This is a genomic window from Amycolatopsis halotolerans, assembly GCF_042647905.1.
In the GTDB taxonomy this organism is placed as follows: Bacteria; Actinomycetota; Actinomycetes; order Mycobacteriales; family Pseudonocardiaceae; genus Amycolatopsis; species Amycolatopsis halotolerans.
Map to the genome: position 1 here is coordinate 389,502 of NZ_JBHRWI010000015.1, position 24,395 is coordinate 413,896.

At 69.8% G+C, this 24,395-nt stretch carries 24 protein-coding genes; 5 read left to right on the forward strand and 19 right to left on the reverse strand.

Translation table 11 applies throughout. The features are described from left to right. Window positions 1–41 precede the first annotated feature (41 nt). From ACFORO_RS11935 to ruvC, 8 genes are all read right to left on the reverse strand, one after another. Window positions 42–2,435 carry a RelA/SpoT family protein gene (locus ACFORO_RS11935; protein ID WP_377870149.1) on the reverse strand — a complete coding sequence of 798 codons (2,394 nt, stop codon included), beginning with the start codon at window positions 2,433–2,435 and terminating at the stop codon, window positions 42–44. Between the two features lie 439 nt (window positions 2,436–2,874). Further along, complete coding sequence (locus ACFORO_RS11940; RefSeq protein ID WP_377896550.1) at window positions 2,875–3,393, reverse strand: adenine phosphoribosyltransferase; 519 nt, start codon at window positions 3,391–3,393, stop codon at window positions 2,875–2,877. A gap of 2 nt (window positions 3,394–3,395) precedes the next feature. After that, on the reverse strand, window positions 3,396–4,628 hold the full coding sequence (secF, locus tag ACFORO_RS11945) for a protein translocase subunit SecF (RefSeq protein ID WP_377876036.1): 1,233 nt from the start codon (window positions 4,626–4,628) through the stop codon (window positions 3,396–3,398). A 1-nt stretch (window position 4,629) separates the two neighbouring features. Continuing rightward, window positions 4,630–6,348: a protein translocase subunit SecD gene (gene secD / locus ACFORO_RS11950; RefSeq protein ID WP_354745225.1), complete on the reverse strand. Its 1,719-nt coding sequence runs from the start codon at window positions 6,346–6,348 to the stop codon at window positions 4,630–4,632. A gap of 218 nt (window positions 6,349–6,566) precedes the next feature. Next, window positions 6,567–7,004, reverse strand: a complete 438-nt coding sequence (gene yajC / locus ACFORO_RS11955) for a preprotein translocase subunit YajC (RefSeq protein ID WP_354745223.1) — start codon at window positions 7,002–7,004, stop codon at window positions 6,567–6,569. Window positions 7,005–7,122: 118 nt separating this feature from the next. Further along, window positions 7,123–8,211 (reverse strand): Holliday junction branch migration DNA helicase RuvB, encoded by a 1,089-nt coding sequence (ruvB, locus tag ACFORO_RS11960; RefSeq protein ID WP_377876039.1) that lies wholly within the window; start codon window positions 8,209–8,211, stop codon window positions 7,123–7,125. Window positions 8,212–8,217: 6 nt separating this feature from the next. After that, window positions 8,218–8,814 (reverse strand): Holliday junction branch migration protein RuvA, encoded by a 597-nt coding sequence (gene ruvA, locus ACFORO_RS11965; protein ID WP_344276934.1) that lies wholly within the window; start codon window positions 8,812–8,814, stop codon window positions 8,218–8,220. Next, window positions 8,811–9,413: a crossover junction endodeoxyribonuclease RuvC gene (gene ruvC / locus ACFORO_RS11970; RefSeq protein ID WP_377876042.1), complete on the reverse strand. Its 603-nt coding sequence runs from the start codon at window positions 9,411–9,413 to the stop codon at window positions 8,811–8,813. The genes ruvA and ruvC overlap by 4 nt, the downstream gene beginning before the upstream one ends. 132 nt (window positions 9,414–9,545) lie before the next feature. Between ruvC and ACFORO_RS11975 the strand changes: the two genes are divergently transcribed. Continuing rightward, window positions 9,546–9,989, forward strand: a complete 444-nt coding sequence (locus tag ACFORO_RS11975; protein ID WP_377876044.1) for a cupin domain-containing protein — start codon at window positions 9,546–9,548, stop codon at window positions 9,987–9,989. 9 nt (window positions 9,990–9,998) lie between these two features. On the opposite strand, the gene ACFORO_RS11980 is transcribed toward ACFORO_RS11975, so the two are convergent. The 3 genes from ACFORO_RS11980 to pdxT form a co-directional block, all read right to left on the reverse strand. Beyond that, entirely contained in the window at window positions 9,999–10,520 is a 522-nt protein-coding gene (locus tag ACFORO_RS11980; RefSeq protein ID WP_344276943.1) for a DUF4262 domain-containing protein, read from the reverse strand. A gap of 237 nt (window positions 10,521–10,757) precedes the next feature. Continuing rightward, window positions 10,758–11,513: a YebC/PmpR family DNA-binding transcriptional regulator gene (locus ACFORO_RS11985; RefSeq protein WP_116204315.1), complete on the reverse strand. Its 756-nt coding sequence runs from the start codon at window positions 11,511–11,513 to the stop codon at window positions 10,758–10,760. Between the two features lie 59 nt (window positions 11,514–11,572). Continuing rightward, a complete protein-coding gene (pdxT, locus tag ACFORO_RS11990; RefSeq protein ID WP_354745214.1) occupies window positions 11,573–12,208 on the reverse strand; it encodes a pyridoxal 5'-phosphate synthase glutaminase subunit PdxT in 636 nt (211 codons plus the stop codon). A 412-nt stretch (window positions 12,209–12,620) separates the two neighbouring features. Here pdxT and pdxS point away from each other — a divergent pair, with 412 nt between their 5' ends. Next, on the forward strand, window positions 12,621–13,532 hold the full coding sequence (gene pdxS / locus ACFORO_RS11995; protein WP_377876047.1) for a pyridoxal 5'-phosphate synthase lyase subunit PdxS: 912 nt from the start codon (window positions 12,621–12,623) through the stop codon (window positions 13,530–13,532). Between the two features lie 418 nt (window positions 13,533–13,950). Here the strand turns inward: pdxS and ACFORO_RS12000 are convergent, their stop codons facing one another. The 8 genes from ACFORO_RS12000 to ACFORO_RS12035 all read right to left on the reverse strand — a co-directional run bounded on the left by ACFORO_RS12000 (window position 13,951) and on the right by ACFORO_RS12035 (window position 22,149). After that, complete coding sequence (locus tag ACFORO_RS12000) at window positions 13,951–14,403, reverse strand: luciferase domain-containing protein (RefSeq protein ID WP_377876051.1); 453 nt, start codon at window positions 14,401–14,403, stop codon at window positions 13,951–13,953. Window positions 14,404–14,421: 18 nt separating this feature from the next. After that, a complete protein-coding gene (locus tag ACFORO_RS12005) occupies window positions 14,422–14,904 on the reverse strand; it encodes a flavin reductase family protein (protein ID WP_377876053.1) in 483 nt (160 codons plus the stop codon). Then, complete coding sequence (locus ACFORO_RS12010) at window positions 14,901–16,289, reverse strand: dihydroorotase (protein ID WP_377876055.1); 1,389 nt, start codon at window positions 16,287–16,289, stop codon at window positions 14,901–14,903. Before ACFORO_RS12010 ends, ACFORO_RS12005 begins: the two co-directional genes overlap by 4 nt. Beyond that, complete coding sequence (locus ACFORO_RS12015) at window positions 16,286–17,413, reverse strand: acyl-CoA dehydrogenase family protein (protein WP_377876058.1); 1,128 nt, start codon at window positions 17,411–17,413, stop codon at window positions 16,286–16,288. Before ACFORO_RS12015 ends, ACFORO_RS12010 begins: the two co-directional genes overlap by 4 nt. Continuing rightward, a complete protein-coding gene (locus ACFORO_RS12020; protein WP_377876060.1) occupies window positions 17,395–18,435 on the reverse strand; it encodes a PrpF domain-containing protein in 1,041 nt (346 codons plus the stop codon). The genes ACFORO_RS12015 and ACFORO_RS12020 overlap by 19 nt, the downstream gene beginning before the upstream one ends. After that, on the reverse strand, window positions 18,435–20,228 hold the full coding sequence (gene asnB / locus ACFORO_RS12025) for an asparagine synthase (glutamine-hydrolyzing) (RefSeq protein ID WP_377876062.1): 1,794 nt from the start codon (window positions 20,226–20,228) through the stop codon (window positions 18,435–18,437). The genes ACFORO_RS12020 and asnB overlap by 1 nt, the downstream gene beginning before the upstream one ends. A 2-nt stretch (window positions 20,229–20,230) precedes the next feature. Next, window positions 20,231–21,019, reverse strand: coding sequence for a cupin domain-containing protein (locus tag ACFORO_RS12030; protein ID WP_377876064.1), 789 nt, complete (start codon window positions 21,017–21,019; stop codon window positions 20,231–20,233). A gap of 545 nt (window positions 21,020–21,564) precedes the next feature. After that, window positions 21,565–22,149, reverse strand: coding sequence for a TetR/AcrR family transcriptional regulator (locus ACFORO_RS12035; RefSeq protein WP_377876066.1), 585 nt, complete (start codon window positions 22,147–22,149; stop codon window positions 21,565–21,567). A 287-nt stretch (window positions 22,150–22,436) separates the two neighbouring features. Between ACFORO_RS12035 and ACFORO_RS12040 the strand changes: the two genes are divergently transcribed. Genes ACFORO_RS12040 through ACFORO_RS12050 form a run of 3 tightly spaced genes read left to right on the forward strand, consistent with a single transcriptional unit; the run spans window position 22,437 to window position 24,238 of the window. Further along, a complete protein-coding gene (locus ACFORO_RS12040) occupies window positions 22,437–22,862 on the forward strand; it encodes a GlcG/HbpS family heme-binding protein (RefSeq protein WP_377876068.1) in 426 nt (141 codons plus the stop codon). 28 nt (window positions 22,863–22,890) lie between these two features. Continuing rightward, a complete protein-coding gene (locus ACFORO_RS12045; RefSeq protein ID WP_377876070.1) occupies window positions 22,891–24,093 on the forward strand; it encodes a Cmx/CmrA family chloramphenicol efflux MFS transporter in 1,203 nt (400 codons plus the stop codon). Continuing rightward, a complete protein-coding gene (locus ACFORO_RS12050) occupies window positions 24,053–24,238 on the forward strand; it encodes a tautomerase family protein (RefSeq protein ID WP_344276987.1) in 186 nt (61 codons plus the stop codon). Before ACFORO_RS12045 ends, ACFORO_RS12050 begins: the two co-directional genes overlap by 41 nt. Window positions 24,239–24,395 lie beyond the last annotated feature (157 nt).

A 24,395-nucleotide genomic window follows, 5' to 3' on the forward strand; every position in this document is an offset into this window, starting at 1 on the left:
GCGAACGGCGGGTGCGCTCGTGGACGGGCGCACCCGCCGGATCAGCTGGCCGAGGTCACTCGGTACACGTCGTACACGCCCTCGACGCCGCGAACGACCTTGAGCACGTGCCCGAGGTGCTTCGGGTCGCCCATCTCGAACGAGAACCGGCTCACCGCCACCCGGTCCCGCGACGTCGTCACCGAGGCCGACAGGATGTTCACCTTCTCGTCCGCCAGCACCTTCGTGACGTCCGAGAGCAGCCGGTGCCGGTCGAGCGCCTCGACCTGGATGGCCACCAGGAACACCGAGGACGACGACGGCGCCCACTCGACCTCGACCAGCCGCTCCGGCTGGGTCCGCAGATCCTCGGCGTTCGTGCAGTCCGTCCGGTGCACGCTCACGCCGCCGCCGCGCGTCACGAAGCCGAGGATCTCGTCGCCCGGCACCGGAGTGCAGCAGCGCGCCAGCTTCGCCCAGACGTCGCTGGCGCCCTTGACGATCACGCCGACGTCGTTCGAGCCGCGGCGGCGCGTGACCGTGGACGGCGTGGCCCGTTCGGCCAGCTCCTCCTCGGCCTCCTCGACCCCGCCGAGGAGCGCGACCAGCCGCTGCACCACGTGCTTCGCGCTGGTGTGGCCCTCGCCGACGGCCGCGTACAGCGACGAAATGTCGCCATGCCGCAGTTCGGTCGCGACCGAGCCCATCGATTCCGCCGAGACGAGCCGCTGGATCGGCAGCCCGACCTTGCGGATCTCCTTGGTGATCGCTTCCTTGCCCGCGTCGATCGCCTCGTCGCGGCGTTCCTTCGCGAACCACTGCCGGATTTTCGCGCGCGCCTTGGGCGAACCGGCGAACTGCAGCCAGTCGCGGCTCGGCCCGGCGCTTTCCGCCTTGGACGTGAAGATCTCGACGACCTCGCCGTTCTCGAGCTTCCGCTCGAGCGCGACCAGCCGCCCGTTCACGCGCGCGCCGATGCAGCGGTGGCCGACCTCGGTGTGCACCGCGTACGCGAAGTCCACCGGCGTCGAATCCGCGGGCAGCGTGATCACGTCGCCCTTCGGCGTGAACACGAAGATCTCGCGCGCGGCCAGTTCGTAGCGCAGCGATTCGAGGAAGTCGCCCGGGTCCGCGGCCTCGCGCTGCCAGTCGAGCAGCTGCCGCATCCACGCGATCTCGTCCAGCTCCATCGCGTTGTTGGCGGCGTGCGTGCCCTTGGTTTCCTTGTACCGCCAGTGCGCGGCGATGCCGTACTCGGCGGTGCGGTGCATGTCGTAGGTGCGGATCTGCACCTCGAGCGGCTTGCCGTCCGGCCCGATCACGGTCGTGTGCAGCGACTGGTACACGCCGAACCGCGGCTGCGCGATGTAGTCCTTGAACCGCCCGGGGACCGGCTGCCACAGCGCGTGGACCACGCCCATCGCGGCGTAGCAGTCGCGCACGTCCTCGACCAGGATCCGCACGCCGACCAGGTCGTGGATGTCGTCCAGGTCCCGGCCGCGGACGATCATCTTCTGGTGGATCGAGTAGTAGTGCTTCGGCCGTCCCTCGACCTTCGCGGTGATCCGCGACGACACCAGGTTGTTCGTCAGGTCCGCGATCACCTTGCGCAGGTAGGTGTCGCGCGAAGGCGCGCGGTCGGCGACCAGCCGGACGATCTCGTCGTACTTCTTCGGCTGCAGGATCGCGAACGCGAGGTCTTCCAGCTCCCACTTCACCGTGGCCATGCCGAGCCGGTGCGCCAGCGGGGCGAGCACCTCGAGCGTCTCGCGCGCCTTGCGGGCCTGCTTCTCCGGCGGCAGGAAGCGCATCGTGCGCATGTTGTGCAGCCGGTCGGCGAGCTTGATGACCAGGACGCGCGGGTCCTTCGCCATCGCGATCACCATTTTGCGGATGGTCTCCGCTTCGGCCGAGGTGCCGAGCTTGACCTTGTCCAGTTTCGTGACGCCGTCGACCAGTTCGCCGACTTTGTCGCCGAAATCGGCCTTCAGTTGCTCCAGGGAGTAGCCGGTGTCCTCCACCGTGTCGTGCAGCAGCGCCGCGACGAGCGTAGTGGTGTCCATGCCGAGTTCGGCCAGGATCGTCGCGACGGCGAGGGGATGCGTGATGTACGGGTCGCCGGACTTGCGCCGCTGCTCGCGGTGCAGTTCCTCGGCGACGTCGTAGGCGCGTTGCAGCTGGCCGAGGTCGGAGTTCGGGTGCAGTTCGCGGTGGATGACGGCCAGGGGTTCGAGGACCTGTTTGACCGGGGCGGCGCGCTGGGCGGTGATCCGGCGCGCCAGGCGGGCGCGGACGCGGCGGGTCGCGGAGGGATTGGGCGCGGCCCCGTTGGGCCGGGGCCCGGGGTCTGCGGCGGTGGCTCCGGTTTTGGCACCGGTCTTCGCGGGGGTGGTGCCGCCTTTGGAGGGGGTGGCACCGCCCTTGGCGGGGACGTTGGCGTCGAGCTCTTGGCTCACCCGCACCTCCAGCTGCTTCGTGCGGCCTCGAACCTTCAGGGTAACTGGTTGGTCTTTTGGCGGGTTTGGTGACGTGCCGTTGCGCTGCGTACTGGCCGGCTCGTCGCCTGGCGGCGACATTGCGGCCGGGCGGGCCACCACCCCGAAGTTTGATTGTGCTGACGGTTCGGGGGTGCTTGTCAAGGCGGGAAAGATGCCTTGACAAGCACCCCCGAACCGCAGGGAAGGCTTCGTATCGGGGTTGGGGCAGGGCTGGGTGCCTCGACGGCTGGGTGCACCGGCGGCGGGATGGGCTGGCTGCCCGGCTCGGTGGGTGCCTCGGCTGCGGGGCCGTCCGTGAGGGGAACCCTGAGGGACTCTGAGTCCGTGAGGGTTCCCCTCACGGACTTCGGCCCAGCCGCCTGGCCCGAAAGCTGTGAAGGACCGTGTGTGCGGAGAGTCAGACTGTGCGGAGTGTGTGCACGGTGCGGCCGTCCAGGGCGGTGCGGCCGTTGAGGGCGGCTAGTTCCAGGACGACCGATACTCCGGTGACCGTTGCGCCTGCGTCTTCCAGGAGTTTCGCGGTCGCTGCCACTGTGCCGCCGGTGGCCAGGACGTCGTCCATGATGGCGATGCGTTGGCCTGGTTTGACTACGTTCGCGGGCAGTTCGACGCTCGCGGTGCCGTATTCCAAGGAGTAGTCGACCCGTCCGGCGACGGAAGGGAGTTTGCCCGGCTTCCGGACCAGCACCACGCCCATGCCGCGGGAGTAGCCGACTGCCGCCGCGAGGAGGAAGCCGCGGGCCTCGACCCCGGCGACCGCTTCGGCCGCCGGGTCGAGGGTTTCCGCCAGTGCGTCGGCGACCGCGGCGAAGCCGGGGCCGTCGGCGAACAGCGGGCTGAGATCGCGGAACAGGACGCCTGGTTCCGGGAAGTCCGGGACTTCGGCGATCAGGTCCAGTGCCTCGTCGAGCTTCATGCTCAGCGCTTCTTCTTCCCCGACGGACGCTGCTTCGGGTGCCGTGCGGGGACGCCAGCGGCTGCGGCCATGGCCTTTTCCTTGCGGAGTTCGGCGGCCAGCTGGTCCTCGTCTCCTGCGTCGAAGTCGTCGTCCGCTGCTTCCCGCTTCGCGGCCTTCGCCCGACGGGCGGCGACCCGGTCAGCCTGCTGGCGGTACTGCGGGTCGCGCATCTTGAAGTCGACCAGCAGCGGCGTCGCCAGTGCGACCGACGACAGGACGCCGACAAGGGTACCGGTGAGCTGCACCAGCGCCAGGTCCTGCAGCGTGCCCGAGCCGAGCAGGATGTAGCCGACGATCAGCAGGCCCAGGATCGGCAGCAGGGCGATGAACGCCGTGTTGAACGATCGCATCAGGGTCTGGTTCAGCGCCAGGTTCGCCGCTTCGGCGTACGTGCGCCGGGAAAGGCCGAGCAAGCCCCGGGTGTTTTCCCGGACCTTGTCGAACACCACCACGGTGTCGTACAGCGAGAAGCCGAGAATCGTCAGCAAACCGATCACTGTCGCGGGCGTGACCTCGAAGCCCACGAGCGAATACACGCCCGCGGTGACCACGATGTCGTGCAGCAGCGAGATGAGCGCCGCGAACGCCATCCGGGTGTCGAAGTAGATCGCCAGGAAGATCACGACGGCGACCAGGAACACGCCGAGCGCGATCAGGGCCTGGCGCGAGATCTCGTTGCCCCACGAAGCGCTCACCGCGCTGTCGCTGATGGCCTGCTCGCTCGACTTGCCGTTGGTGCCGATCGGGCCCAGGTCTTCGAAGATCTGCTTCTTGACCTTCGCCACCTGGTCGGCGGTGAGGGTCTCGGAGCGGGTCTGGATGGTCGCCGCGTTGCCGGTGCCGACCGTCTGGGTCTCGGCCGGGGCCTCGCCCAGCGCGGTGTTGAACGACTTGATCACCTGGTCCTGGGTGATCTGGCCGTGCGAACCGTGCGCGGGCAGCTGGATCTGCGTGCCGCCCTCGAACTCGATGCCCACGTTGAAGCCGCGGAAGATCATCGAGCCGATGCACACCAGGAGCAGCAGCGCGAAGAACATGTACCAGCGCTTGCGCGAGCCGACGATGTCGACCGCGCCGGTGCCGACGTAGAGCCGGTGGAAGAAGCTTTCCTTCTTGCCGGGCTTGGCCGCGGTGGCCCCGCTGTCCGGGCCGTCCTGGTCTTCCGAGGTGACGCCTGCGGTTTCGTCGCTCACGTCAGGCCTCCTTCACGTTCGCGCGGCGGCCGGGAGCGGGGCGCGTGGACTTGCGCTGCGCGCCGAGCTTCTGGACGGCGCCGAGGCCGAGATTCCGGGGGTTGGACAGGAACTTCGACTTCGAGGTCGACACCATCGCCACGAGCGGATGCGTGACCAGGTAGACGACCACCAGGTCGAGCACCGTCGACATGCCGAGGGTGAACGCGAAGCCCTGCACGTCGCCGACGGCGATGATGTACAGGATCGCGGCGGCGAGGAAGCTGACCGCGTCCGAGGCCAGAATCGTGCGCCGCGCCCGTGCCCAGCCGCGCGGCACCGCGGACCGGAAGGTCCGGCCCTCCCGGATCTCGTCTTTCAGCCGTTCGAAGTAAATGACGAACGAGTCCGCCGTGATGCCGATCGCGATGATCAGGCCGGCGACGCCCGCGAGGTCGAGCGTGTACCCGATCCACCGCCCGAGCAGCACCAGCACCGCGTACACGAGCAGCCCGGACAGCACCAGCGACCAGATCGTGAGGATGCCGAGGAGCCGGTAGTAGAACAGGCAGTAGACGAACACGACCGCGAGACCGATCGCGCCGGCGATCAGGCCTGCCTGCAGCGAGGCGTAGCCCAGCGTCGCGGACACCGTGGTGGCGTCCGACGAGTCGAACGACAGCGGCAGCGAACCGTACTTGAGGATGTCCGCCAGGTTCTTCGCGTCGGTCTGGGTGAACTTGCCGGTGATCTGCGTGTTGCCGCCGAGGATGGCGTTCTGCACGGTCGGCGCGGACACCACGTCCGTGTCGAGCACGAACGCCGCCTGCTTGCCGATGTTGGCCGACGTGAAGTCGCCCCAGGTCTTGCCGCCCGCGCCCTTGAAGCTCAGGTCGACGATCCACTGGCCGCGCTGCTGGTCGTAGCCGGAGTTCGCGCTGGAGATCTCGGTGCCGGGGATGAACTCCGGGCCGAGCACGTACTTGGTGGCGTCCTTGTCGCCGCACGTGACCAGCGGCTGGCCGGGAAGGTCGTTGCCCTCCAGCGGGTCGGCGGCGTTGGGCGCGCAGGTGAGGGCGGCGAGCGCCTTCTGCTGCGCGGCCTGCGCGGCGGCGGCCTCCTGCTGGTTCTTCGGGTCCTTCGGCATCAGCGCGGGAGCCTGGCGCACGGCGCGGGCCGCCTCGATCGGGTTCTTGCCCGCGTCCTGGCCGTTGCTCGCGCCGGGGGTCGACGGGGTCGAACCCGGCGGCTGCTGCGCGGGGGCGCCTTCCGCTCCCCCGCCGCCCGCCGGCTTGCTCGGCGCGGTCGCCGGGGCGCTCGGGGCGCCGGAGGCGGGAGCCGAGGGCGGCGCGGCCGGGGTGTTCGGGACCGAGGTGATCACCTCGCGGATCCCGAGTTTGGCGGTCCGGCCCAGGTTCTTCGCCTCGTCGCCCTGCTCGCCCGGCACGGTGATCACGATGTTGTTGCCGTCGAGCACCACCTCGGTGCCGCCGACGCCGATCCCGTTGACCCGGGTCTCGATGATCTGGCGCGCCTGGTTCAGCGAATCGCGGGTGGGCTGGCCGCCGTCGGGCGTGCGCGCGGTGAGCGTGACCCGGGTGCCGCCCTGGAGGTCGATGCCGAGTTTCGGCGTCGCTTTGCCGCTGCCGGTGAAGAACACCAAGGCGTACAGCACGACCACGATCAGGGCGAAGAAGGCGAGATAGCGTCCCGGGCGGAGATGCCCGGCCGATGGTGCCACGGTGCTTCGGTCTCCTCGAACTGGCACGGACTGGATGGACCCCAAGTGGTTCGGGTGCGCGAGCCGGAAGGGGGTCCCCCGGACGCGGCTGGGCGTGAACTATGACGGCGGACACGCACGCAGCACCGAGACAGTACTCGGTGCTGCGTGAGCCCGGCGTTCGCCCGTACCGACTTTCGTAGGCTGTGGGCGGATCACTGCCCGGTGAAGCGCGGAGGCTACTTCTTGCCGTGCTCCAGCGGGGGCGCCACCTGCGCACCGGAGGTCTGGCTCTCCTCGGCGGAGATCGACTCCTGGGCCGGGGCTTCCGAAGAGGACACCGCGGTCGACGAGGCCGACTCGATGCCCGCGACCTCGGTCTCGGCCGAGTCGTCGTTCTCCTCGGTCTCGACGGCCGGCTCGACCTTCTCGCGCACCGCGAGCCGCAGCCAGGTGGTGACGACGCCCGGCGCGATCTCGATGTCGATCGTGGTGTCGCTGCTGGTGTCGGCGACCGTGCCGTACATGCCCGACGTGGTCATCACGCGGTCGCCAGCGGAAATGCTGTTCTGCATCTCCTGCTGAGCCGCCTGCTGCTTCTTCTGCTTGCGGGTGCCCATGACGAGCGGCACGGCCACCACGAGCAGCAGCAGCAACGGCAGCAGTAACTGGTTCATGACTCTCCTCGACGGACGCCTTTCTCGGCTGCCCGCGTCCGGTTTCGACGGATGTGCTGTGTTCGAGTGTGCCAGGTACCGGCGGAAACGCCACCACCCGGGCCGCTGTCCGCCCTTGTCAGGCCTGGTCGAACAGCGTCGGACCGCCCGCGTCGGGCCGTACCGCCTCCGGGGGCGGAACCAGTCCGAGGTGCAGCCACGCGGCCGCGGTCGCGACCCGGCCGCGCGGAGTGCGGGCGAGCATACCGGCCCGGACCAGGTAGGGCTCGCACACCTCCTCGACCGTAGTGGCTTCCTCGCCGACAGCGACCGCGAGCGTCGAAATGCCCACCGGTCCCCCGCCGAACGAGCGCGTGAGCGCGCTGAGCACGGCCCGGTCCAGCCGGTCCAAGCCCAGTTCGTCGACGTCGTAGACCTTCAGCGCGGCCTGCGCGACCTCCAGGGTCACCTTGCCGTCGGCGCGCACCTCGGCGTAGTCGCGGACCCGGCGCAGCAGCCGGTTGGCGATCCGGGGCGTGCCGCGCGAACGGCCCGCGATCTCGGCGCAGCCGTCGCTGTCGATCTCGATGCCGAGAATCTTCGCCGCGCGGCGGACGACCAGCTCCAGTTCGGCCGCGGAGTAGAACTCCATCTGGCCGGTGAAACCGAACCGGTCGCGCAGCGGGCCGGTCAGCGAACCGGACCGGGTGGTGGCCCCGACCAGCGTGAACGGCGCGATCTCCAGCGGGATGCTGGTCGCCCCCGGCCCCTTGCCGACGACGACGTCGACCCGGAAGTCCTCCATCGCGAGGTACAGCATTTCCTCGGCGGGCCGGGCGATGCGGTGGATCTCGTCGATGAACAGCACGTCCCCGGGCGCGAGGTTGGACAGCATCGCCGCCAGGTCGCCCGCGCGTTCCAGCGCCGGCCCGGAGGTGATCCGGATGGCCGCGCCCAGTTCGGCGGCGACGATCATCGCCATGCTCGTCTTGCCGAGGCCGGGCGGACCGGACAGCAGCACGTGGTCCGGCGGCACGTCCCGCCGCCGCGCGCTCTCCAGCACCAGTTCCAGCTGCTCGCGGACGCGTTCCTGGCCGACGAACTCGTCCAGTTTGCGCGGCCGGAGCGAGGTCTCCAGGTCGCGTTCGCCGGTCTGGGCGAGCGCGGACAGCGTTTCGTCGTCCGCCTCGTAACCGCCGGTGTCGAACTCGGTCACTTCGTGGTTCATCGGCGGCTACCGCTTGCGGCCCAGCGCGGCCAGCGCCGCGCGCAGCACCGAGGACGTGGTGTGCCCGTCGCCCTCGGACAGCACCCGGTCCACCGCCTGCTCGGCTTGTTTGGCCGGGAAACCCAGTCCGGCCAGCGCTTCCACCACCTCGCCGCGCAGCGCGCCGGGCGCGGTGACGACCGGGGCGTCGGCGGCGCCGCCGAGCGCGGTGACCTTGTCCCGCAGTTCGAGGCTGAGCCGCTCGGCCCCCTTGCGGCCAATGCCGGGCACCTGCGTGAGCACGGTGATGTTGCCTTCGACGAGCGCAGCGCGCAGCTTGTCCGGCTCCAGCACGGCCAGCGTCGCCAGCGCGAGCCGCGGCCCGATCCCGGACACCGTCTGGAGCAGGCCGAACAGCTCGCGCGCGTCCTCCTCGGCGAACCCGAAGAGGGTCAGCGAGTCCTCGCGCACGACCAGCGCGGTGTGCAGCCGCGTCTGCTCGCCGCGGCGCAGCGTGGCCAGCGTCGCCGGGGTGGCCTGCACGGCGAGGCCGACGCCGCCGACCTCGACCACCACGTGGTCGAGCCCGACGGACAGCACTTCGCCGCGTACCGAGGAGATCATCGTCGTGCTCCTGTTTCGTTTTGCTTCGTGGTGGTTCCGGCCGCTTTGGCCGCGGCCGCCAGCCGGGCCTTGTGGGCGCGGACCAGTTCGGCCGCGCGGGCCTCGGCCTCGGCGAGCCGGACCCGCATCGGCTCGCGCCAGAGGTGGCAGATGGCGAGCGCGAGCGCGTCGGCCGCGTCCGCCGGATGCGGTTTGACCTCGAGCCCGAGCAGCCGCATCACCATGGTGGTGACCTGCGCTTTGTCCGCGCGCCCGGACCCGGTGACGGCGGCCTTGACCTCGCTGGGCGTGTGGAAGACGACCGGCAGCCCGCGCCGCGCCGCCGACAGCGCCACGACCCCGCCCGCCTGCGCGGTGCCCATCGCGGTGCGGACGTTGTGCTGCGCGAACACCCGCTCGACGGCCACCGCTTCGGGCCGGTACTTGTCGAGCCAGCGCTCCACCTCGTCGGCGACGCCGAGCAGCCGCCGCGCGAGATCGTGGTCGGCGGGCGTGCGCACGACCCCGACCGCGACCGGGCGCACCGACCGGCCCTTGCCGCCGTCGACCACGCCGAGGCCGCACCTGGTCAGACCGGGGTCGACCCCGAGCACCCGCACCGTTTCTCCTTCGCCCGCGCGAACATCCGTTCGATGTGCAGGCTAACGGTCGCGGCGCGCGGCCCGGCGGACGGACACGCGCAAACGGTGACTGACGTGGACGGTGCACCCGTCCGCGAGCACGATGGAGACATGCCGGGACCGGAGGACTACGTCAAGCACCTGGGTCTGGAGCCACTGCCGGTGGAGGGCGGCCGGTTCGCGCAGAGCTGGCGCGCGGACGAGGGGTCGGCGATCTACTACCTGCTCACCGCGCCCGAGATCTCCGCGCCGCACCGCCTCGACCGCGTCGAAGTGTTCGTCCACCACGCCGGTTCGCCTGCGCGGATGCTCCTGCTGCACCCCGGCGGCGAGGTGACGCGTCCGGTGCTGGGCAGCGACGTGGCCGCCGGGGAACGTCCGCAGGTGGTCGTGCCCGCGGGGACGTGGCAGGCGACGGTACCGCTGGGCGCGTGGAGCCTGCTCGGCACCGTGGTGATGCCGCCTTATACCGACGACTGCGTGGAATTCGCGGACCCGGCGACGCTGGCCACGCGGTTTCCGGACGCCGCCGACGACCTGGCCGCGCTGGGTTGATCAAGCAGGTCAGGGACCGTCGACGCCGGGAGTCCAGCTCTCCGGGTCGCCGCTCTCGGTGAGCACCGGCTGCCATTCGGCGAAGCCCTCGGGCGCGTCGGCGTGCCACGGGAAGTACCCCTCCGGCGTCGCGACGATCATCTGCAGCGCCGGGAAGTCGCCGTCCGGGTAGACGAGGAACGCGGACCCGAAGTACTCCGGGTAGTGGCCTTTCGCGACGCGTTCGAAGATCACCGGCGCGCCGTCGAAGAAATCGTCGTAGCGTTTGCCGACCTCGAAGATCTCGCCGTTGGCGGAACGGTCGACGTACGCGTCGAGCAGCACCGGGGCCATGTGGTCGGGCAGGCCGATCACGACGGCCTCGGGCACGTTGTGCAACGCCCACGCGCACGCGGTGAAGCAGTAGCCCGCGCCCTGGTCGTCGGCGGGCACGGCGATGACCGCGTTCCCTCGTTCCCTCGCCTGGGTTTCGATCCAGGCGATGAGGCTCTGCTCTTGCTCGGTGAGGGCGGAGGTCGTCACGGCGGACATTCTGCCCCACCCGCGCGCCCGAGCCCAGTCCCCGCGCCGGTCATTTTCCCGCCGTCCCAAGGATTCTCGCGGTTTCCGTTGCGCGCCAAGGGAAATTCACGCGAAAACGGCCGCGCCCCCGGAGTGCCGGGGCGCGGCCGTGTCGCGGGCGACGGGATCAGTCCACCGCGGCCATGACTTCATCGGACACATGGAATCCGGCACCGCGCGTACACGTTGCCAGTCCCACCGCCGAGATCAGTCCACCGCGGCCATGACCTCATCGGACACATCGAAGTTCGCGTACACATTCTGCACGTCGTCGCAGTCCTCGAGCGCGTCGATCAGCTTGAAGACCTTCTTCGCGCCGTCGACGTCGAGCGGCACGCTCACCGACGGCAGGAAGGTCAACTCGGCCGATTCGTACTCGAACCCGGCCTCCTGCAGCGCCTTGCGCACCGGCACCAGGTCGCCGCCCTCGGAGACGATCTCGAAGCTCTCGTCGAGGTCGTTGACCTCCTCGGCGCCCGCGTCGAGGACCGCCATGAGGACGTCGTCCTCGGTCGCGTCCGCCTTGGGCATGATCACGACGCCCTTGCGGTTGAACATGTAGGCGACCGAGCCCGGGTCGGCGAGCGAGCCGTTGTTGCGCGTGAGCGCGGTCCGGACCTCCATCGCGGCGCGGTTCTTGTTGTCGGTGAGGCACTCGATCAGCACCGCGACGCCGTTCGGGCCGTAGCCCTCGTACGTGATGTTCTGCCAGTCGGCGCCGCCCGCTTCCTCGCCGGCGCCGCGCTTGCGCGCGCGCTCGATGTTGTCCTGCGGGACGGAGTTCTTCTTCGCCTTCTGGATCGCGTCGTACAGCGTCGGGTTGCCGTCCGGGTCCCCTCCCCCGGTCCCGGTGCGGGCGGCGACCTCGATGTTCTTGATCAGCCGCGCGAAGAGCTTGCCCCGCTTGGCGTCGAGGTTCGCCTTCTTGTGCTTCGTCGTGGCCCACTTGGAGTGGCCGCTCATCTTTCCTCCATCTGTTCCCGCGGCCGCGGGCCTCCCGGCGCGGCCGCCGCAATCCTTGCTCAGGCTTTCCGCACGAGCTCGACGAACAGCCGGTGCACGCGCTCGTCCCGGGTGATCTCCGGGTGGAACGCCGTGGCCACCACCGCCCCCTGCCGGACGGCGACGATCCTATCCGCCCGGTTCCCGTCCGGCGGGTCCTCCGGGTCGGGCACGGTGGCCAGCACCTCGACGCCGTCTCCCGCCTTCTCGACCCACGGGGCCCGGATGAACACCGCGTGCAGCGGCCCGCCGGGCACGCCGGCGAACGGGAGGTCGGCCTCGAAGGAGTCGACCTGCCTGCCGAACGCGTTGCGCCGCACGACCACGTCGAGGCCGCCGAGCTGCTGCTGGTCCGGGCGCCCGTCGAGCACCTGGCGGGCCAGCAGGATCATCCCGGCGCACGAGCCGAAGGCGGGCAGGCCGCCCGCGATCGCCTCGCGCAGCGGTTCGAGCAGCTCGAAGGTCTCGAGCAGCCGCGACATCGTGGTGGACTCCCCGCCGGGCAGCACCAGGCCGTCTATTTCGGACAGCTCGGCGGGGCGGCGCACCGGAACCGCGCGGGCGCCCGCGCTCTCCAGCATCGCGACGTGCTCGCGCACGGCGCCTTGCAGGGCGAGCACGCCGACCGCCGGCCGTGCTCCCGTAGCTGTCGCCACCCGACCTCCCGTGAGACGTTCGCACCAGCTTAGGGGGACCGTCCGGAACGCAACCGGGCAGGTCAGGCGGGCAGCACCGGGGCCGCCGCCCACCCGGGGAGCGCTCCGCCGGCCGGTCCTGAACCGAGGCGAAGTGGACTGCTGAAATCCGTCGCCAGTGGCCACCTCGAAGGTGGTCTCCACTGGAAGTGGTCCGGCCGTTGTGCTTCGGGCCGATACCGTCTTCCATGGTAGGCCGATCCGGAAGCCCCAGGTCAACGCCTCCCGCCGGAAAAGCGACCGATCTTCAGTGGATCTTTCCGAGCGAGAAGTGGCCTTCCGAGATACCCGCGCAATGGCCTGCCTCAGCGGTCCACCGCCGACTTACGCTGGAGGAGAAGAAAGCTTCCGCTCCCCCGAGAAAGGCCCGAAGGTGTCGCAGCAGCAGAACGCCGAACCCCAGACCGTCACCGGCACCGCGAAGGTGAAGCGCGGCATGGCGGAGATGCTCAAGGGCGGCGTCATCATGGACGTCGTGACCGCCGACCAGGCCAAGATCGCCGAGGACGCGGGCGCGGTCGCCGTCATGGCGCTGGAGCGCGTCCCCGCGGACATCCGCGCGCAGGGCGGCGTCGCCCGGATGAGCGACCCGGACCTGATCGACGGCATCATCGAAGCGGTGTCGATCCCGGTGATGGCGAAGGCGCGGATCGGCCACTTCGTCGAGGCCCAGGTGCTGCAGTCGCTCGGCGTCGACTACATCGACGAGTCCGAGGTGCTCACCCCCGCCGACTACGCGAACCACATCGACAAGTGGGCGTTCACCGTGCCGTTCGTGTGCGGCGCGACCAACCTCGGCGAGGCCCTGCGCCGCATCACCGAGGGCGCGGCGATGATCCGCTCGAAGGGCGAGGCCGGCACCGGCGACGTCTCCAACGCGACCACGCACATGCGCAAGATCCGCAGCGAGATCCGCCGCCTGCAGAACCTGCCGGAGGACGAGCTGTTCGTCGCGGCCAAGGAACTGCAGGCGCCGTACGAACTGGTCCGCGAAGTGGCCGAGGCGGGCAAGCTGCCGGTGGTGCTGTTCACCGCGGGCGGCATCGCGACCCCGGCCGACGCGGCGATGATGATGCAGCTGGGCGCGGAGGGCGTGTTCGTGGGTTCGGGCATCTTCAAGTCCGGCAACCCGGCGCAGCGCGCGGAGGCGATCGTGAAGGCGACCACGTTCCACGACGACCCCGACGCGCTGGCGAAGGTGTCGCGCGGGCTCGGGGAGGCGATGGTGGGGATCAACGTCGAGGACGTGCCGGAGCCGCACCGGCTCGCTGAGCGCGGCTGGTGACGGTTCTACTTTTACCCGTTTCACCTCAACTACCTGTGCGAACGGTGAAGGGCACCCGCCCTTCACCGTTCGCGCATGCCGACGATCCGTCCTGTGGCCATTTAGATGGCGGCATCAGAGACCGGCCGGATTCGACACCGGGTCAGGCAGCAGCCGGTCACTTTCCTTATGAGACAGCACGTCGCCAGACGAGAGGGACTTGAGCTGCGCGACCCAAGGCCCGCAGGCCGTCCACAAAGGACTTCAGTGCCGCCGGAATGCCCGCTTTGTCGCCATGTGACCGGGTCTTGAGTTCCGTGAGGGGAACCCTGAGGGAATCAGATTCCCTCAGGGTTCCCCTCACAGACCACAACGTTCACTCTGATTCAGCTTCCGCTGAATCTGGATCACGACGTCGGAAACAAGCCGCACACCCAGCTCATTCGCTGTGCCGCCCCCGGGCATAACTGTACGACTCCAGCACCACCCGCCAAACCACCTCGATCTCCTCCCGATCCCGAGGCCCATACACGAGCTGCGTGTTCTGAATCGGGTGCGGCACGCCCCACCCCGCCTCAGTGACCAGTTTCTTCGCGATCGGCGGGAGCGTCAGGTGGAGGCTGCCGTCCTGTTGCGGGTGCAGGTGGGCGAATTCGCGGCTGTGCTTGATGAACGCGTCGTCGGGGCCGGTTCCGAATTCCGGGGCCAGGTGGATCGCCCTTGCCTCCGGGTAGGGCACGTGCGTCGGTGCCAGGTAGACGCCTGCCAGCGAGCGCATCCGTTGCCACAGTTCTTCCTGCAGCGTCGTCGGGGCGATCTGGTTGAGCTGGCCGTGCGGGATCGGGCCGCGGGTGCGCGGGGCCGGGCCGTCGCGGTCGGGGATGTCGAACATGAGTCCTCCAAGGGTGGGTCAGACTGGTCGGGTGCGTTGGTAGCGCCTGCCGTGGTAGACGAGGGGGTCGCCGGGGCGGGTGGTGGCTGCGCGGACCTCTCCCAGCAGGAGGCCGTGGTCGCCGGCGTCTACGGTTTCCCGGCGGCGGCATTCGATGGCGGCCAACGCGTCTGGGTGCAGGAGGGTGCCCTCCTCGCCCGGTTCGAAGCCGGTGTTGCCGAAGCGGTCGGCGCCGGGGGTCGCGAACAGCGCGGCCAGTTCGGTTTGCTCTGCGGCCAGGACGTTGACGCCGAATCGTGAGCAGCGCGAGAAAACGTCGTAGGAGCTGGACGTTTTCGCTTGGCAGACGAGCAGCAGCGGCGGGCGCATCGATACTGAGGTCACCGAGGTCGCGGCGTATCCGCGCGGGGTGCCGTCGTCGTCCAAGGCGGTCACCACGCAGACGCCGCCTGCCAGTGCTGACATCGCGTCCTTGAATTCGTCCAGTAGTGCTGCGGTCATCGGGTGTCCCCTGCCGGAACCGGAACTGTGGAGGGCTTGAGCCATTCGCCGTCGGGGGTGCCGAAGCCGTGCTCCAGGCGGAAGACCGTGCGGCCCCTGCGGATTGTGCGTGCGACGCGGCCGGTGAACATCCAGCCCGCATACGCCGTCCAGCCGCATTTCGCCTGGACGTCGCCGGGGCCGAACGACCAGTTTTCGGCCGGGTCGAACAGGACCAGGTCGGCGTCCAGGCCGGGGGCGATCGCGCCCTTGCGGTCGGCGACGCCGAACAATCGCGCGGGTTCGGCGGCCAGGACGCGGGTGACGATCGGCAGCAGTTCGTCCGGCGTGGCATCCGGGGCCCGGCGGCGCAGGCCGGTGTACAGGGCCGGGAAAAGTTCCTGCACTCCGGGCAGGCCGGGAGGGGCGTCGGGAGCGGCGACGGTCTTGTCCGCGAACGCGTGCGGCGCGTGGTCACTGCCCACAGTGGACACTTCGCCGCGGAAAACCGCGTCCCACAACCGGTCCTGGTCGACCTGTTCCCGGATGGCGGGGCTGAGCCGGATGCGCGAACCGCAGCGGGCGGTGTCGGCCGCGGTGAAGGACAGGTGGTGTCCGGTGGCCTCCCAGGTGACCGGCAGCCCGGCCGCGCCGGCCGCGGTGAGCAGGTCGGCCTCCTCCCGGCTGGACACGTGCAGCACGTGCGCCGCGGTGCCGTGCCGCCGCGCCAGCTCGATCAGCTTGGCCACGGCGACGATCCCGCCCGAGCGTGGCCGGAACCGTTCGTAGTCGCGGTAGGTCTCCGGGGCGCCCTGCCACTGGTCGAGCAGCTTGAACACGTCGTCGTCCTCGGCGTGGAAGAGCAGCCGCAGGCCTTGGCGTTTCGCGACGGCGAACAGTTCGTCGAGCCTGGCGGGGTCGCGGAGCACGTGCGGTGCGGTGTGGTGCCCGGTGAGGAACGCCTTCGCGGTCAGCGCTTCGGCTGGCTCGAACGTTTCAAGCGATTCCACGGCCTCTGGGTTGACGCCCGCGTGGAAGCGGTAGTCGACCAGGCTGGTGCCGCGGATTTCCGCGTCCTTGGCTCGGGCGTCGGCGGGAGTGAACGTCGCCGGACGGGTGTTGGGCATGTCGAACACCGTGGTGACGCCGCCCGCCACGGCGGCGCGCGACGCGTGCGCCCAGTCCTCCTTTTCGGTCAGGCCCGGCGTGCGGAAGTGCACGTGGGAATCGATCAGGCCGGGCAGGACGTGCCGCCCGGCGGCGTCGATTTCCTCGGTGCCGGACACCGTGCTCCCGGCGGGGAGCACGTCGGCGATTTTCCCGCCGGTGACGGCCACATCGGCGAGGCGGACGCCGCCGGGGCCGGTCACCCGGCCGCCCCGGACGACGAGGTCGTAGTTCTTCACGCGGCCCATGGCAGGCTCACCAGCTCTCGGCTCAGGTCGTTGGTCGGGCCCATCAGCGCGACGGCGCGGGCGTCGCGGGCCATCCGGTTGATCGGGTTCGTCACCACGTATCCGGCGCTGCCGAGCAGCCGCGCGATCGCGGCGACGACTTCCTCGGCTGTCTGCGAGGCGTGGATCTTGCTGTGCAGCGTCACCTCGCCGGGGTCGGCGCCGTCGCGGCGGCCGGCCCGTTCGACCAGCGCGCGGGCGGACTCCACCTGCCCGCGCAGGTCCACCAGCCGGTGCCGGACGGCCTGCAGGTCGAGCAGCGATTTCCGTTGCGCGGCTTGGAAACCGAGGTCCCACGCGGCTTCGGCGATCCCGGCCGACACCGCGCCGAGGGTCGCCCCGGACTGCCGGACGCCCGCGATGATCGTGCTCGCGGTGTCGCGCGGCCCGAGCAGCGCTTCCGGTCCGAGGACGCAGTCCTTCAGCTCCACGAACCCGGTCGCCGACGCGCGCATGCCGACCAGGTCCAGGCTCAGGTCCGGTTCGATGCCCGGGTTGGTCGCGGGCACCAGGAAGAAGCTCTGCCCGCCGGATCCGTACGCGGCATCGTCGGACTCCCCCGCCGGCGTGCTCTGCGCGAGCACCAGATACACATCGGTGATCCCGGCGCCGGTGGTGAAAGCCTTGCCGCCGCTGACTGTCCAGCTGCCGTCGGGCAGTTCGTCGGCGACGGTCGAGAGGTTCTTCTTCGCCGCGCCGGCCCCGGATTCGCTCCACGCGGACGCGGCCAGCCACTCGCCGGAAGCGAGTTTCGGCAGCAGTTCCTCGCGCTGGGCGTCGCTTCCCCATTCGGCGATCCGGCTGCAGACGGCCATGTGCTGGAACGCGATGATCGCGGTGGACGGGTCGTGCCGCGCGATCCGCGCGATCATCCGGTTCCCTTCGAGGGCGTCCGCTCCGGCCCCGCCGTATCGGCGCGGGACGACGAGGCCGGGCAACGGCGAGTTCCGCAGCGCGGCCAGCACCTCGGGAGCCGGGCGGCCGGCTTCGTCGGCAGCCGCGGCGTGCTCGGCGAGAACGTCGACCAGTTCGTCGACGCCGAGGCGCACGGGCGTGGTCAGGTCGACAGCAGACACGAATCCTCCTTCAGGGCATGGGGATCGAACGAATCGATGGTCACCGCGCCGGTGAACGACACCGCCTTCTCCGGGACGCTGACCCAGGACAGCTCGCTGTCCTGTTCGTGGCCGGACACCGCGGCGTCCGAAATGGTGCAGCCGCCGGCCGTGCGGATGCGCAGCGACGCGGTGCGGCGGGTCTCCCCTCCGGCGAGCTGGAACGGGATGGTGCCGCGGATCCGTCGGGCCGCGCCGAGGCAAACAGCGCCGGTCAGCGCGAGCGTCGGATGCCAGGACGGCACGGAGACCGCACGCGCGGCCAGACCGTTCTCGCCGTCCGGCAGGACTGCGGCCACCTTCGGGAACGCGCCGTCGACGGGGTAGCCGTACTGCCGCGCGGCCGAGCGGCGGATCGCGCTCATCGTGCGGAACAGCGGCTGCCCGGCGGCGAAAAGCTCCTCCGGGGTGTCGACGCCGAGGTCGTGGCCGGACAGGAACAGGTACGGGTTCCCGACCGAGACCGCGGAGACCCGGATCGCGCCGTCGTCGAAGGGCAGGTCCGTGGTCGTCTCGCCGAACGGCAGCAGTTCACCGAGCGGCACCGCGGGGTGGTTGAGGAAGTGCGCGGTGAACGTCGTCCGGTCGCGGACGCATTCGTCGACCTCGCACACCACGTGGTCGTCGTTGTTGAGCACGCGCACCCGGACGCGGTGTTCGGGCGCGAGCCGGCCGATCCAGCCGAGCCTGCTGGCCACGACCACCGACGAGAGCACCGAGTGCCCGCAGCTGCCGCGGAAGTCGAACCGCGCCGGGTCGCCGGGAATGACCTGCACGAACCGGTAGTCGAGGTCGAACAGCGGATGCTCGGAGACTGACACGAGCGCGATCTTCGTGACCGCGGCGAGGCCGTGCCCGGCGAGCCAGGCGACTCCGTCGGACAGCGCTTCGGCGAGCGCTTCCTCGGACGCCGGCAGCCGCTCGGCGGGCAGCACCAGCGTGGAACTCGGGCTGCCGTGGGCATGGGCGATGTGGGCGAGCATCAGGCCGCGCTCCTTTCCCCAGCGGCGCCGCTCACCAGCTGCTCGCTCCAGATCCGGTGGATGAGCAGCGACCAGATGGCCAGCGCCGATTCGTCGTTCGGCCGGGCGGCCTGCGCGTCGAACAACCCGGCCACGGCCTTCGGATCGAGCTGCCCGCGATCGGCGAGCGACGGTCCGGAAAGCAGGTCGCGGGCGTAGCTGTGCAACGGCTGCCCGGCCGCGAGCATCGAGGTGATCGGCAGCGTGAACGGCTGTTTCGGCCGCTCCAGCACCGAATCCGGCACGAGGCCCCGGGCCGCCGCGTAGAGGGCGCGCTTCACTTCCCGGCCGCGCACGCGCTGTTCGGCGGGCAGCCGCCGGGCCAGCCGGGTGACCGAGCGCTGGCAGAACGGCAGCCGCACCTCGACCGAGTGCGCCATGCTCAGGTGGTCGACGCGGCGCAGATGATAGGCAGGCAGCCGTTCGTCCACTTCGAACTCGGTGATCGCGGACAGCCGGTCCGGCCCGGCTCCGCGCAGCCGCCGCGTGATCCGGTCGGCCTCGGTTCCGTTGCGCCGCAACAGGTCCCGGTATTCGTCGGTGTACAGCCGGTCCCGCAGCGCGGCGGGCACTGCCGCGAGCGCTTCGACGTATCCGTTCGGCCAGTCCTCGGCGCCGCCGACCGCGTCACTGATCCGGCGGTAGCCGCCGAAGATCTCGTCCGCGGCGTCGCCGGAGAGCGTCACCTTGAACCCCGCGTCGTGCACGCCCTGGAACAACAGGTAGGTGCTCAGCGTGATCGGGTCGGCGTTGGGCTGGCCCAGGTGCCACACGACTTCGCCGAGCAGGTCCGGGAACGTCGCCGGGTCCGCTTCGATCTGGTGGTAGGTGGCCCCGCAGCGGGCGGCGACCTCGCGGGCGTAGGCCTTCTCGTCGAACGGCCAGTCCCCGGTGTAGGCGATGTTGAACGCGTGCACGTGCGGGACCTTCTCCGCCAGCAACGCCGTCACCAGGCTGGAATCGAGCCCGCCGCTGGTGATCGTCGAGATCGGGACGTCGGCCAGCGCGAGCCTGCGGGTTTCGGCGCGCAGCGTGTCGCGCACCCGGCCGCCCGCCTCGGCGAGATCGCCGCCCTCGACCGGGAACGAGCCTTCCGCGCGCCGCGAGATCTTCAGCCCGCCCGAGCGCGTGTAGACGGCGGTGGCCGCCCGCGGCAGCACCCGGACGCGGTCGAACATCGTCCGCTCCCCGAAGGGCGTTTTGGTGGTGAGGTAGCTGTCGAGCCCCTCGTCCCGCTGCTCCCAGTCCACGCCCGGAATGCTCAGCAGCGCGGGCAGCTCCGAGGAGAAGTACAGCTCCCGGCGTTCGGGGTTTTCGTGGTGGTACAGCGGTTTCATCCCCGCGTCGTCGGTGACGAGCACGAGCTTCGGCTCGGCCCGCAGGTCCAGCACCACGACGGCGTACATCCCGTCGAGGTGGTCGACGAAGTCCAGGCCGTACTTGTGGTACAGCGCCGGGAGCACGTTGCCGTCGCAATGGTCGTGGAAGACGTAGCCCGCCGCGTGCAGATCGCGGCGCAGCACGTCGTGGTTGTAGATCTCGCCGTTGAAGACGACCTGGATCTCGCGGCCGAGCCGGTAGGGCTGCTCGCCGCCGTCGAGGTCCACAATGGCCAGCCGGTTGTTGCCCAGCGCCCAGCCGTCGCCCGCCGCGCCGAACCGGGCGTCCGGGCCGCCGTGCCGCTGCAGCGCCGAAACCGCGCGCAGATGGTGGTGCGCGAGGCTCCCGCCCAAGTGTCCGTAGATCCGGCACATAACTACTGCTTCACCTCCGCGGAAACGCCCGCACGGGCGTAGAGAACAGGGTCGAACGGCGTCGGGCCGCCGCACGTGGCGAACCGCCCCGCGGCCGATTCCGGATTGCGCGTGCCGTGCGGCACGCCGGGGGCGGCGAACAGCACATCGCCGGGAGAGACGTCGTGCCAGCGGTCGATCAGGTACATCTGCCCGTCGCCCTCGAAGGCGATGAACGCCTCTTCGCTCTCCGGGTGCTGGTGGACGTTGAAAGTCTGGCCGGGGTCTTGGATCCCGCAGTGCAGGCACAGCCGCGCGCTGCCGGTTCCGGGCCAGAAAAGGAAATTCATGACGGCGGTCTTCTCGTCGGCGGCGACCTCGCCCGTGCCGCTGAAGCCGTGCAACTGCGTTTCGGTGTTCCACAGGTCGTTCTCCAGCCGAGGGGCGGAGCCGGTGGGTTCGTTGCCCGCCAAGCGGGTTCGCCACACATAAGCGGTCAAGCCGTCGTCGCCTGCTTCGAGTTCGAGCGTCCGCCCGGTCGGCGAGTGCAGGGCGGAACCGCGGGCGACTTCGGTGCGGTGTCCGGTGACGTCGCCGTGGCCGGAGCCCGCGAAGACGACCGCGACGTTCTCCTCCTCCAGCGCCCAGCCGAGGCGCCACGCCTTCCCCGGCGCGACCTCCACGACGAGCAGGGTCACCTGGTGCGCCCCCATGGCCGGGCCGACGGGCTCGGCGACGCGTCCCCAGTCGAACGGCGAGAAGACGAAGTCCGCCGCGCGGACGATCGTTCCCTGAATCTGGTCGACAAGCATCCCATGTCCAATCAGGTTGCCGATAATTGCCCAGTGACGGAAGCGGAATTGATCAACGCGATTCGATTCCGCGTTTCGCTTCCAGTGGCGACCGTACTGCCGACCACAGCGGACCGCAAAGCCGTCAGCGGGCCGGTCGAATCGGCGCAAATTACGCGGCGGTCATTGACTGTATCGATCCAGTAAATTTCCCGCTACGCCGAATGCCGGAACCGGGACGGCCACCGGTGCCCAGCGGGCATCCGAAACCACAGCGCAGAAATTTCCTGTGAGCGTGACCACAGTTTGAAGCGACGAAACAATGACACGACAGGAAATTGTTCGCGAAATCCGTTGCCACCTAAGCAAAAAACCCATCTCAGGACCACATTGGACAGCTGGCGTTTCCCCTGAAACCGGCGCGCCAGAGAACCCGGAGCCAGAACCTTACGACATGGCCGCCCATGATCGAAAATGAACTGACAGAGTGCCAACAACCTGTCTTCCCGGACACGAAAAAGAGGCGATCATCTTTCCGATGATCGCCTATCTGAACGGAAATGGAATTATTCCAGAATAGCGTTCAGCGCGGTGTCGACGACTTGGCCCAGCAACGTCTTGTCGCGGCAGACCGCGCTCATCACGCGCAGTCCCTGAATCATCGTCACCAGGAAATTCGACAACGCGGGGATATCGGCCCCCGGCGGCAGTTCGCCCATGCTGCGGGCCAGGTGCAGCGTTCCGTAGAAGGAGTCCTGCAGCGCCGCGATCGCGTCGCACACGATCCGGTTGGCCGCCTCGTCGTGCGGCACCCGCTCGGTGATCGCCATGACGAGCAGGCATCCCGGCCGGCCCGGCTCCTCCAGCGCGTCGTCGATCCGGCCGAGCAGCAGCTCGCGCATCACCTGGCGGATCGGCACCCGCCGCATCAGCGATTCGCGGGTGGCGTCGGTGGTCTGCCGGACGTACCGCTGCAGCGCGCGCTCGTAAAGGCCGTGCTTGCTGTCGAACGCGGCGTAGAGCGAGCCGCGGCCGAGCCCGGTCGCCTCGGCGAGGTCCTGGATCGAGGTGGCTTCGTAACCCTTGCGCCAGAAGACCTCCATGGCCTGCTGGATCACCTCGTCGGTGTCGAACTCGCGAACTCGGGGCATGCCTGCAGCGTAAGGAAGCTGGAACGGCAGGTCAACAATAGAGCGCTTTATCTGGACTGAACGTTCAACTATAAGAATCGATGATTTACCATTTTTGTTGCCACGTAAGGCTTCTTACGTCACAGCCGCGCTTGATTGCCTGACGATAGTTTGCCGAGCGTTCCAGATTTGGTACGGTCGAGACGACCGCCGGATGCGGTCCGTGTGCGACCGGTCCCGGTGCGCACCCTCCTGTGGCCGGCGGCACCGAAGAAGACAACCGCACTCGCCAGACAAGGAGAGTTCTCATGCCTCACGTGCAGCGCCGGTCGTCCGTCAGCGACGAATTGGCCTGGCAGATCGTCCGCGCCGCCGACGAGGCCGCGAAGGCGACCGACAAGCGGTTCGCCCTCGCGGTGGTGGACGAAGGCGGCAACCTGAAGGCGTTCCTGCGCCAGGACGGCGCGAAGCTCAACGCCGTGCAGGTCGCGCAGGACAAGGCTTACACGGCGGCGTCCTCGGCGATGCCGACGGAGAAGTGGTCCGAGGTGCTCGACGCCGACCCGGTGCTGCGCACGGCCGCGCCCACCGCGATCGACCGGCTGGTCGGCATGGGCGGCGGCCTCCCGATCGTGGTCGACGGCGAACTGGCCGGCGCGATCGGCGTCTCCGGCGCGCATTGGACCGACGACGTCAAGATCGCCGAGGCCGGACTGTCGGCGCTCGAGTCCTGATCATCGCCCGAACCCTCCGGGAGTCACGATGCCCATCGCCCTGTTCGTGCTCGGGCTGACGGTGTTCAGCCTGGGCACGACCGAGTTCATGATCGCCGGCCTGCTGCCGGAACTGTCCGGCGCGTTCGGCGTCTCCCTGCCGCAGGCCGGGCTGCTCATCTCGCTGTTCGCGGTCGGCGTCGTCATCGGCGCGCCGCTGATCACCGCCGCGACCACCAAGGTGCCGCGCAAGACGGCGCTCGTCGCGCTGCTCGCGGTGTTCATCGCGGGCGAGGTGCTCGCCGCGGCCGCGCCGTCCTTCGGCGTGCTGATGGCCGCCCGCGTGGTCACCGCCGTCGCGCACGGCTCGTTCTTCGGCATCGGCGCGGTGGTGGCGTCGAACCTGGTCGAACCGGGCAAGCGCGCCCGGGCCATCGCGATCATGTTCGGCGGCCTGACCATCGCCACCATCGCCGGGGTTCCGCTCGGCACGTTCGTCGGCCAGCATTTCGGCTGGCGCGCGACGTTCCTCGCGGTCGCCGTCCTCGGCGTGATCGACCTGATCGGCGTCCTCGCGCTGGTGCCGCACCAGCCGCGGGCGGGCCACCTCGGCCTGCGCCACGAGCTGGCCGCGTTCCGCAACCCCAAGGTGTGGCTGGCGCTGGGCACGACCGCGCTCAGCCAGGCCGCGCTCTACACCGCCTACACCTACATCGCGCCGTTGCTGACCGACTTCACCGGGTTCTCCGCCGGGATGGTGCCCCCGCTGCTGGCGCTGTTCGGCTTCGGCACGTTCCTCGGCAGTGTGCTCGGCGGCAAGCTCGCCGACCGCTCGCTGATGGGCACGCTGTGCGCGGGCCTGCTGCTGCTCGCGGTCATGCTCGGCGCATTTTCCCTTGCCGCGCACAGCAAACCGGCCATGATCGGGACGCTGTTCCTGTTCGGGATCGGCAGCTTCCTGATCAACCCGGCGCTGCAGACGCGCGTGATGAACGAGACCGAAGGCGCGCCGACGCTGGCGAGCACGAGCAACATTTCGGCGTTCAACGTCGGCAACGCGCTCGGCCCGTGGCTCGGCGGCGTCGGCCTCAGTGCGGGCGCCGGGCTGCTTTCGCCGAGCTGGATCGGTGCCGGGCTGGCCGTCGCTTCGCTGGTCGTCGCGCTCGGTGCGGTGGGCCTGGACCGCCGGACGGGAAAGGAGGTGAACAGCGATGCCGGTCGTACACGTGAACTGGTGGAAGGGAGCCGGTGAGGCCGAACGCCGCGAGCTCGTCGAGGAAGTGACGGGCACCGTTTCGCGGCTCGCGAAGTGTCCCGAAGCCGCGGTCACGGTCATCATCACCGACGTCGAAAAGGACCACTGGGGCCTCGGCGGGAAGCTCGCCGGAGACCTCTGAGCGGCAATGCCAGGAACCTAAGGCTGTGATATGGACGCGCTTCCGGCGTGTTCCCCAGCTCAGCTGGCTCGGTCCGGTTCAGCGCAGGTCGCTGTGGGCCCCGGACCCGGGAACGGACGCCGGATGACGGTCCGTGAGGGGAACCCTGAGGGAATCA

Excerpts from the sequence above, each read along its gene's own strand:
- ACFORO_RS12040 (WP_377876068.1), top strand. The coding sequence starts at position 22,437 with ATGCCTCACGTGCAGCGCCGGTCGTCCGTCAGCGACGAATTGGCCTGG.
- ACFORO_RS11975 (WP_377876044.1), top strand. The coding sequence starts at position 9,546 with ATGCCGGGACCGGAGGACTACGTCAAGCACCTGGGTCTGGAGCCACTG.
- ACFORO_RS11980 (WP_344276943.1), bottom strand. The coding sequence starts at position 10,520 with ATGTCCGCCGTGACGACCTCCGCCCTCACCGAGCAAGAGCAGAGCCTC.
- ACFORO_RS12005 (WP_377876053.1), bottom strand. The coding sequence starts at position 14,904 with ATGACCGCAGCACTACTGGACGAATTCAAGGACGCGATGTCAGCACTG.
- ACFORO_RS12020 (WP_377876060.1), bottom strand. The coding sequence starts at position 18,435 with ATGCTCGCCCACATCGCCCATGCCCACGGCAGCCCGAGTTCCACGCTG.
- ruvB (WP_377876039.1), bottom strand. The coding sequence starts at position 8,211 with ATGAACCACGAAGTGACCGAGTTCGACACCGGCGGTTACGAGGCGGAC.
- ACFORO_RS11985 (WP_116204315.1), bottom strand. The coding sequence starts at position 11,513 with ATGAGCGGCCACTCCAAGTGGGCCACGACGAAGCACAAGAAGGCGAAC.
- ACFORO_RS12045 (WP_377876070.1), top strand. The coding sequence starts at position 22,891 with ATGCCCATCGCCCTGTTCGTGCTCGGGCTGACGGTGTTCAGCCTGGGC.
- asnB (WP_377876062.1), bottom strand. The coding sequence starts at position 20,228 with ATGTGCCGGATCTACGGACACTTGGGCGGGAGCCTCGCGCACCACCAT.
- ACFORO_RS12050 (WP_344276987.1), top strand. The coding sequence starts at position 24,053 with ATGCCGGTCGTACACGTGAACTGGTGGAAGGGAGCCGGTGAGGCCGAA.
- ACFORO_RS12035 (WP_377876066.1), bottom strand. The coding sequence starts at position 22,149 with ATGCCCCGAGTTCGCGAGTTCGACACCGACGAGGTGATCCAGCAGGCC.
- ACFORO_RS12030 (WP_377876064.1), bottom strand. The coding sequence starts at position 21,019 with ATGCTTGTCGACCAGATTCAGGGAACGATCGTCCGCGCGGCGGACTTC.
- ACFORO_RS11940 (WP_377896550.1), bottom strand. The coding sequence starts at position 3,393 with ATGAAGCTCGACGAGGCACTGGACCTGATCGCCGAAGTCCCGGACTTC.
- ACFORO_RS12000 (WP_377876051.1), bottom strand. The coding sequence starts at position 14,403 with ATGTTCGACATCCCCGACCGCGACGGCCCGGCCCCGCGCACCCGCGGC.
- yajC (WP_354745223.1), bottom strand. The coding sequence starts at position 7,004 with ATGAACCAGTTACTGCTGCCGTTGCTGCTGCTGCTCGTGGTGGCCGTG.
- ruvA (WP_344276934.1), bottom strand. The coding sequence starts at position 8,814 with ATGATCTCCTCGGTACGCGGCGAAGTGCTGTCCGTCGGGCTCGACCAC.